The 1,205-nt window shown below is 54.6% G+C and carries 2 protein-coding genes; both read left to right on the forward strand.

Annotation, left to right across the window (positions count from 1 at the left end; translation table 11 throughout):
• On the forward strand, positions 1 to 252 hold a 252-nt coding region (gene tnpB / locus BLT04_RS18705), incomplete at its 5' end, for an IS66 family insertion sequence element accessory protein TnpB (RefSeq protein ID WP_139166281.1).
• Between the two features lie 60 nt (positions 253 to 312).
• A partial coding sequence (tnpC, locus tag BLT04_RS18710; protein ID WP_139166282.1) for an IS66 family transposase occupies positions 313 to 1,205 on the forward strand: 893 nt, incomplete at its 3' end.

The following is a 1,205-nucleotide window of genomic DNA, read 5'->3' on the forward strand; positions in this document are numbered from 1 at the left end:
GGCCGGGGTGCCACGGGCGGGGATGTGTTCGTTTTCCTGAACCGGCGCCGAACGCACATGAAGCTTTTGCACTGGGAGCATGGCGGGTTCGTGCTGTATTACAAAAGGCTGGAGGGCGGCACCTTCCCGCTGCCCAGAACCAGTTCGCCGGGCGGGGAGATCGACTGGAGCGAGCTGGTGCTGATGGTGGAGGGGATCGTTGTGGAGAAGAGCCGCAGACGGCATCGGTTTTCACTAAAAAAAGTGGTCTAAAGCAATCAAAAACATCGTTTTTTGCTTGCGTAAACCACTGATTATTTGTATTTTTATGCCATGCAAACGGCACTGGAAAACCTGTCAAAAAAAGACCTTTTAGCGATGGTTTCCGACCGTGACCGGGCCCTGGCCGAGCGCGATGAAAAGATAGATTACCTGGAATCGCAGCTGGCCATGTACAGGCGGATGCAGTTCGGCCAGAAGCGCGAACGCTTTGAAGGTGACCCTAACCAGACATCCCTGCCATTCGATGCGGAACCCGCCGCGGCAGAGCAGCAGGGAGAGGAAATAAAAGAAAAGATTGAATACGTCCGCAAACGCCCCAACCACAAAGGGCGCGCGAAACTTCCTGGGCACTTACCGGTAGAAGAAATCGAGATCCACCCGGAGGGTGACCTCTCGGATATGGTCTGTATCGGCAAAGAAATCACCGAAGAACTGGAATGCGAGCCGGCAAAGTTCTATATCAAACGGTATATCCGCTATAAATATGCTGCTAAAAGCTGTGATGGGGTGAAAATCGGCGAGCTTCCCGAGCGGGTGATCGACAAGGGCATCCCCGGGGCCGGCCTTCTGGCCATGATCCTGACCGATAAATACGTGGACCACCTGCCGCTCTACAGACAGAAACAGCGCTTGGCAAGGGAAAACATCCGGATACCTTCCTCCACGATCGAGGGCTGGACAAAAGAGGCGCTCATCAAACTCCACCCGCTTTATGAACAACTCGTCTTCGACACCAAAGCCAAAGGTTATCTTCAGGTGGATGAGACCCCGATCAGGGTACTGGACAGCGATAAAAAAGGGGCTGCCCACCAGGGCTACTATTGGGTATACCATGCCCCGTTGGATGGAACGGTATTGTTTGACTATAGCCCTACCCGGGGAAGCAGCGCACCGTTGCCCGTACTGGGGAGCTTCCGGGGATACCTGCAGACCGACGGGTATGC

Origin of the sequence: Chryseobacterium soldanellicola, from assembly GCF_900100115.1 — a bacterium.
Lineage (GTDB): Bacteria > Bacteroidota > Bacteroidia > Flavobacteriales > Weeksellaceae > Chryseobacterium > Chryseobacterium soldanellicola.